General features: G+C 41.6%; 7 protein-coding genes. All 7 read right to left on the bottom strand.

Annotation, left to right across the window (positions count from 1 at the left end; translation table 11 throughout):
• Positions 1–93: 93 nt before the first annotated feature.
• Positions 94–405 (bottom strand): transposase, encoded by a 312-nt coding sequence (locus tag QNI24_RS14725; protein WP_267177686.1) that lies wholly within the window; start codon positions 403–405, stop codon positions 94–96.
• A gap of 141 nt (positions 406–546) precedes the next feature.
• Positions 547–879, bottom strand: coding sequence for a hypothetical protein (locus QNI24_RS14720; protein WP_267177165.1), 333 nt, complete (start codon positions 877–879; stop codon positions 547–549).
• Between the two features lie 110 nt (positions 880–989).
• Positions 990–1,643 carry a hypothetical protein gene (locus tag QNI24_RS14715; protein WP_267177166.1) on the bottom strand — a complete coding sequence of 218 codons (654 nt, stop codon included), beginning with the start codon at positions 1,641–1,643 and terminating at the stop codon, positions 990–992.
• Between the two features lie 263 nt (positions 1,644–1,906).
• The gene (locus QNI24_RS14710; protein ID WP_267177167.1) at positions 1,907–2,728 is read right to left on the bottom strand and encodes a hypothetical protein; all 822 of its coding nucleotides are present in this window, start codon (positions 2,726–2,728) and stop codon (positions 1,907–1,909) included.
• Between the two features lie 501 nt (positions 2,729–3,229).
• Positions 3,230–3,859: a hypothetical protein gene (locus QNI24_RS14705; protein ID WP_267177168.1), complete on the bottom strand. Its 630-nt coding sequence runs from the start codon at positions 3,857–3,859 to the stop codon at positions 3,230–3,232.
• Between the two features lie 300 nt (positions 3,860–4,159).
• Positions 4,160–5,725 carry an amidohydrolase family protein gene (locus tag QNI24_RS14700; protein ID WP_283708757.1) on the bottom strand — a complete coding sequence of 522 codons (1,566 nt, stop codon included), beginning with the start codon at positions 5,723–5,725 and terminating at the stop codon, positions 4,160–4,162.
• A 70-nt stretch (positions 5,726–5,795) separates the two neighbouring features.
• On the bottom strand, positions 5,796–6,953 hold the full coding sequence (locus QNI24_RS14695) for a DJ-1/PfpI family protein (RefSeq protein ID WP_267177170.1): 1,158 nt from the start codon (positions 6,951–6,953) through the stop codon (positions 5,796–5,798).
• Between the last annotated feature and the right edge of the window lie 194 nt (positions 6,954–7,147).

Genomic DNA, 7,147 nt, shown 5'->3' with positions numbered 1-7,147 from the left:
ACCAGTCATAAAAACCACTGGTTGAAACTCCCATGACTTTGCACAGGGTTTTTATGCTGTAATTTTTACTTTCAGCTCGGATGAATGTGTACTTCACTTGAGCTCTTTGGCAAAGTACACGGCGGCCTTTTTTAAGATTTTAACTTCCTCACGAAGGCGTTTATTTTCTTCACGTAACTTGGAAGCTTCACTCTGGTTTTCTTTAAGTGGCCTTCCTTTTTTGCCTGAGAAGGCTTTGTCACCTTTAGCCATCAACTGTTCTTTCCACTTGTATAGCTGATTACGTCTGATTCCTAGCTGTGTGGCTATTTCCGATGATGGACGTTCTGATTCATCCATCATCCGAATGGCTTCAAGTTTGAACTCCTTGGTGAAGGTTTTATATGGTTTTCTTTTTCTTGTCATTTGGATACTCCTGGTAGACTATTGTCTACTAATAAATGTATCCGTCAAACTATGGCAGGTTCAGAGCCGTTGTTTTTTAGTGGAGGTATTTCTCTGTGATGGGCAGCGCCCATCCTACTTGGGTAGATCAAAATCAATTTTTTATTTTTCTTGTTCTTCAGTACTTTTGTTTAAAGAGATTATTAAGCTGATAATAATCAAAACCACAGATGAGGAAAAATAAACACCTATCTCACCTGATGAGTAGATGTTGAATTGAAAAAAGATATTTAATAGAACATGAGCTGCGATCAGAATTAATGACAAGCTCTTGCCTGCATTGTTGTTGTAAATAGACAGAATGAGAGCAATTACAGATGCAATAATCAGAGGCCAACAAAATAGAAAAATAATTAGTCCAGTAGGGTCACTGGCCAAAGCTGGAAAAGATGCCAAGATTGCCGTTATTATCAGTGTTGGTTTCGCTTTATTCATTTTGGGTCAATGTGTCGTAGAGTTTGATATTGAACAATGTGGCTAGATGAAAACTCCATTTTATTGTGATAGACGATTGAGGGAACTTCATCATTATGATTTCTATGCGATCAGTCTGACTTATTTTTATTGTTGATGAGATTTAATATTTCTTTGTGTTCAATCAATCCATTTTTGTACTCGGCACATAGATCGTCTTTCACTTCTTTTACGTTCCATTGGTCACTGTAATAAACTAAATAATCTGGCGAAGTGGTCTTTATGGTTTTATGATTGATTAAATCAAATAAAAACAGTTCCTTTGACTCTATGCAATAAGTTTCAGTCGGTGAAAAGTCATAACTTGATTTTAGGTCGTATGCTATGAACTGGTTTTTGAAGGTATTTTTATCGTAAATTGTCTCGGTAGAACAATCCATGTCCTCTACTCGGTCGTTTTGCTGAGCATGAATTTCACTTTTTGAGTTAATGAACTTCAATTCATTGTTTTCTCGAAGTGCATAGACCCTAATTAACGGACTATCAAAATTATTCCACCGCAAAACATGCAATGAAATATTATTCTCATTATTGAAAAAAGTTTTTAACTGCATATTTGTTGCAGACAAATCAAACTGATGATCCAACTCAACTGGTATAATTTCTTTGTTCAGTAGTTTGTTTATTTTATTATCTGTGAAAACCTCACTACAGCGCCACACCGACCCTGCACCCAAACAATCTATAACGTTTAATAACAACAACAAAAGTATTAATAATTTCACTATAAAGCCTCCAGGCATTATTCAATCGCCTTCATTCTAAGTTACTCAATATTATAAGGCACTGTATCCTTTCTTTTATTCAGTGGAGGTCAGAGGTGTTTATTTTGATGGGAGTCATAGGTATGTGATGGGCAGAGCCCATCCTACCATGCTAATACAATTAATTTGTTTATAGAAATTTAAGGTTTAAGTGTTATCCTTGAGAACCTTTCCTAATCATATAAAAGGTATATAACCCCCACTTATTCATAATGAAAAATTATTTATTTCCTGTTTTCAAAAACTGTTTTCGCCTTACTTTTTAGCATTTCTTTAGATTCTGTACTTAATATACTTTTTTCTATTTCTTCATATAAAGTTTGAAGATTTTTTAATCTCTCTTTGGTTTCTGCAAAACTCTCAGGTTTTTCAATTATTGCTTTTTGTATCTCCATAATCCCAAAATAAAAACTACAACTATTATGATATTCATTTAAATCAATGATAGCTTCCCAACTTGAATACTTATCATAATATTCATCCATTTTTAGCTTAATTTTAGCCTTGATTGCACTTCTGGCTTTATTTGAAGCTTCAACTATGCTGTGCGCGAGTGTTTGCAAATATATTTTATTATTTATTTGAGCTTGTGTGCCGGAAGCAAATGCAGATGCAGCAGCAAAATTAGTCTTAGCTGCAGCTTTATCTGTTATTGTTGATAAAATGGCAGTCAGGTCAGCAAAAACACCAAATCCAAGATTCATCAAGTTATAGTTCTGAATGATATTTTCATGGTGTTCATTACAGTAAATATCTGAAGTTGACATCACACGACTAATAAATGAATTACGTTGGTTTTTTATATCATCATTTTGGCTATTTTTGGTTACTTCTTCACTGGCTTTTCCTCCACTGGTCTGACTTCCACTTTTCTGGCTTCCAATGGTTTCTTTATAATCTAAAAACTCTTTAATATAAGCATCAAAATCACTTTGACTAAGAATTATCGTCTCGGTATATAAATCTTCTGGACTGTAAGGATTTCTTTGGTTTTTAGTACATGACACCAATATTAATATAATCACTATGTGTAAAATAAACTTCATATTTTCCCCCGATGTAAAATACAACACATATTATTTATACTGTAATATACTATTTATTACCACGTTTTATTGCATATTCTTCCATATGAGCCATTTTATTTTTTTGTGTAGCACGCTATATAATCTTTCTAGAAAAGAAGTTTGGGTTCGGCTGGGTAGAGCTTGTGATGGGCAGAGCCCATACTACCTGGCTTGAGTCAATGGTGGGCAAAGCCCATCCTACTGTGTTTGTTATGCAAAATGGATGTCGGCCTTTAGCGGCAATTCTTAAGGGTTAAGCTATTTCAGCTTGATAAGAATCTCTTGATGGGCAGAGCCCATCCTACCTGGCTAGGTTCTATGGTGGGCAGAGTCCACCCTACCAAGTGAGGTTGTGCAGAATTGATTTACATTTCCTGCCGTTTTGTTCGGCCCCAATCCCGGATCGGGGTCCGGGATGACCTGAGGTGGCTCTGAGGTGGGTTGAGCGCATCCTGCTTGCTGCTCGCTTTTGTGCTGCTTTTAGTTTTCGGATTCGATGACTTCTATGTCGTTGAGTTTGACGCGACCGTTGGTGAATCTGAATTCATATTCGTAGGTGAATTGATGTAATTGTGTTCTTACGAAATCGCCTGGCACGTAGTCAGGCGAGACAAAAATCTCTGGCAGTCCGCTTTTTCCAATGGTGATGCGTCCTCCAGAGTATATTTTTACCGTGCTTGGGATGTGCCCCTTAATCCGTGAACCTCCGACTCGGATGTTATTTCGCCATTTTTCTCGATTCTCAAGAGCGGCTGCTTTACCGTAGTTCTCGATCAGTTCTGCCAGAAGGTTGGTTGCGTTTTTTTTCTCTTCGGCTGTTAGGTTGTTTTCAAGTGAGGTGATTAAGTCTTCAATACCCTCGCCATTATCAATCATATTCAAATCCACCAGTTGAAACCAGGCAAGTGCTTTCACCATTTCTTCTTTCTTCAGGTGTTTATAAGCGATGGCCGCTTGGGCGTAGGGGTTTCCCAGTTCAGCTGCTTTGATGAACATGCGCATGGCATCGTTGGGGTAGCCATCGGTTTCGTCTTTCATCGCTTGCTCTAAATAGGCTTGATCAGGCGGAATAAGCTTGCCATTGTCATTGAACCTCATTTCATTTGCCATGAGGTCACCACTAATGATTCCCAGAAATACAACACACAGTAATAACTTCATAATTGATTCTTTGGATTAATGAAAATGACAGTATGGTGCAAAATATCTGAATTTTTGCTGAATGGTGGTTAAATCTTAATAGGCAGGGTTTATTTGCTGAAAATTGTCACTTCTACAGTTGTAACTGAATGGAATTGGGTAAATCTTGGGGTTTTGGCTGTATTGTTGTGGTTAATTCAATTAAATAATTAACAGGGTCAGAGTCGTTGATTTTTGCAGCAGAGCTGTGAGGTCGATAATTAAAAGCAGTTAATCTGCGAGTTGCACCCGCATCAATGGGCTCATCAGCATCTGTACCAATAGTTTGGTGTTGAGGTGGATGGAGCTGGCCATTTCGGTGGTGTAATGATCCAGGGCCATCAGGGCCTGGTGGTCATAGAGGTGGCCATTGAACAGCACGGCTTCGATGGTTTGGGTGTTTTTGATGTTTTCTAGGGGGTTGTCATTCAAGATGACTAAATCGGCTCGCTTACCCGCCTCTGCGCTGCCGGTGATGGCATCGACGTCACTGAATTGGGCGGGCCACAAGGTGGCGGCTTTCAGTGCTTTGGCGGTGGGCATGCCAGCATCGACCAAATTCTGTAGCTCTTGATGGACGCTGAGGCCGCTGTAGACCAGGGTATCGATGTTGTCGGTGCCGACCAGGATTTTGATGTTGTTGGTGCGGGCTTGTTTGATGTGGGTTTCGATCAGTTCATAGTAATCCTGGTGCACAAATCTGCCTTGTTTATCCAAACCGTTGCTGGCTCTGTGTAAATCCGGTTGCCAGATCAGGGTTTTTACTAATGTGGGGATGTATTTAAGGTGGGCCTGATTCTCAAGATCAATGCCGCTGGATTGGGCACTCATTTTCAGGGTGGTCAGGGTTGGTACCCAGGCGGTTGGACTGTTAGCCATGGTTTGCATCAGTTGTGCACATTTTTGTGGGTCTTGGTGATTGATGATGTCTCTGATTTTATCGGCGTTATAGGCTGATATGGGGTCTTCCAGGTTTCGGAAAGCTGCGATGTCCTGATAACACTCAAAAGCAAACAAGCGGCCATGTTCTAGGCTGGTCATGTCGCTGTCCAGCGCTTGTTTTAAGCTTACTTTGAGTGGTTTGTGTCCGGCCAGTTGCATGCCTTTTTCAGCCGAAGCCTTAGCCAGCCAGCTGAATTGTTCGGTGCTTAATTCGCTGTAGGTTTTGATGAAATCGACACCTTGCTGGGCATAAAAATCCACCATTTTCTCAGCGTCATCGCTGGTTTTTAAGTGGAAGTATTCAGTAAAACCGGCGGGCACTTCGTTACCGCCGTTGGTTTGGTAGCTGCTTTGGCGGTGATACGCGGGAGACACGCCCTGCCCGGCTGCAGCCTGCTGTGACCACCTTCTTCGGTCATCCGGACAGGCCCAATATGAATCATCTTGATCTAAACAGCCAGACATGTCGCGCACGGATGTCACCCCATAGCGAATAAACAGGGGATGGTGTATGTAGGATGATATTTTCAAACTGTGGGTGTGCATGTCCCACAGGCCGGGCATCAAGTATTTCTCGCTGCCATCAATTAACTGATGTGCACGGAAGTCTTGCGGCCGCAATGCAGCATCAATGTGTTCAATGAGGCCAGCCGTAATGACGACGTTTTGGTTCATCCTGATGCGTTCATTCTCAACATCCACCACATGGATGTTAAGAATGAACAGGTCATTGTCAACGGCTTTTACCGCAGGCGTTTTCAGCGGCATGAGGTAAAAATACACCGCCAGTAAAACCATCACCACAACCACAGTCAGCAGCAAGAAAGCGGTTTTTTTAAGTGTTTTTAACGTCATCATTCACTTTCCTCTGCTTTTTTTTTGACTGTGATTGTTTAAGCATCATATTTACTTGAGCCCTGAGTGATTATAGTTGTTCCATCAAGGTTTGGGCTTCGGTTAAATCTGGGTTGTTGGCCACCAGATCTGTCAACAAACTTTTAGCCTCAGCTGTTTGTTGTAGTTTGAGGTGTGCTTTGGCGATTTGTAGGTCAAGTTTCGGGTGGTTCATGTCTTTTTGTGCCAATTGCATCAAGGTTAGAGCCTGTTGGTACTCGACATCCGATGCTGCTGCTGTGAAATACATGTAACCGTACATCCCCATTATCATGGGCTGATAACTGTCGGTGTTATCGCGGTATGTTTTGATGGCTTGTTCATTGCCCTTTAGAATCTCAGCGACCAGTTTCAGGGTCAAATCATCACTGTATTGGTTACCGCCATTTGGTGTGATGCCCATCGAAACCAACATGGCCTGAGCGGTGTCGACTGTTGAGGCTGGGTTTTGTCCGGTCACCAATCGTTGGTCAATGGCCACATGGCTCAGCATCATCGGACTGCTTTGAAACTGTGCCTTTCGCTCTTTGAGTTTATCTTCCAGCAGAAAATCAAAGTGTTTAACCCACTTTTTGCCAAAGGTTTTTTCTTCTTCATTGGTGAAGCCATTGACTTTTTTACCGGCGACCAAGTAACTGCCATCATCCAACTGCACATCGACCAAGGCTGCTGGTCCATGGCACACGGCGCCGACGCTGCCACCTGACTGATAAACCGAAGCGATGATTTGTTGAAGATTTGTATCATAAGGCAGGTCAAACATGGCACCTTTACCGCCGACTACAAACACCGCTGCATATTCTTGGCTGTTGACCTCTTTCAATGCCAAGGTATCAGCCAGCTGATTCATGGCTTTTTGATCTGCCATGAAGGTTTGGTTGTAGTCTTTTTTGGCGTCGTATTGATCGGCCTCAACAGCCCCACCCTGAGGACTGGCGATGTCCACAGCGACGCCGTTATCGCGGAAGGTCAAATAGGCTTTAGACAGTTCATCAAACTCAAAACCGGGTTGGGTTTCGCCTTGGTTTTCACCGTAGCCACTGAGTACCATCAGAACTTTTGGCTTATTTGGATCCAACTGAGCTTTAGCAGGTTCGGCTGCGGCCTGAAAACTGGGGCTAATTATCACCACCCACAAGGCAGCAAGCCATATCGATAAACTTTTATTCTTTCTACAAGTGCATGTCATTTGTCTGTTCCTGGATTGAAAATAACGACTTTATGACGCCATCTGTGAAACCCTTGTTAAGTGGATTTCACATTCATTTCACATTTTCGGGTGTGAACTGAGCGAACGAAACACAGGATGTAAGATGGCTGCTGACACTGAAAATTTCCTGATACCAGGTACTTACGTCAGAAAGTAATTATCTGGCTCTGCTT

It is taken from the genome of Marinicella marina, assembly GCF_030065545.1.
Classification (GTDB): domain Bacteria; phylum Pseudomonadota; class Gammaproteobacteria; order Xanthomonadales; family Marinicellaceae; genus Marinicella; species Marinicella marina.
The sequence above is the reverse complement of the archived record's forward strand: the minus strand, read 5'-3'. Positions and strand labels throughout refer to the sequence as shown.

Excerpts from the sequence above, each read along its gene's own strand:
- QNI24_RS14695 (WP_267177170.1), bottom strand. The coding sequence starts at position 6,953 with ATGACATGCACTTGTAGAAAGAATAAAAGTTTATCGATATGGCTTGCT.
- QNI24_RS14710 (WP_267177167.1), bottom strand. The coding sequence starts at position 2,728 with ATGAAGTTTATTTTACACATAGTGATTATATTAATATTGGTGTCATGT.
- QNI24_RS14700 (WP_283708757.1), bottom strand. The coding sequence starts at position 5,725 with ATGACGTTAAAAACACTTAAAAAAACCGCTTTCTTGCTGCTGACTGTG.
- QNI24_RS14720 (WP_267177165.1), bottom strand. The coding sequence starts at position 879 with ATGAATAAAGCGAAACCAACACTGATAATAACGGCAATCTTGGCATCT.
- QNI24_RS14705 (WP_267177168.1), bottom strand. The coding sequence starts at position 3,859 with ATGGCAAATGAAATGAGGTTCAATGACAATGGCAAGCTTATTCCGCCT.
- QNI24_RS14725 (WP_267177686.1), bottom strand. The coding sequence starts at position 405 with ATGACAAGAAAAAGAAAACCATATAAAACCTTCACCAAGGAGTTCAAA.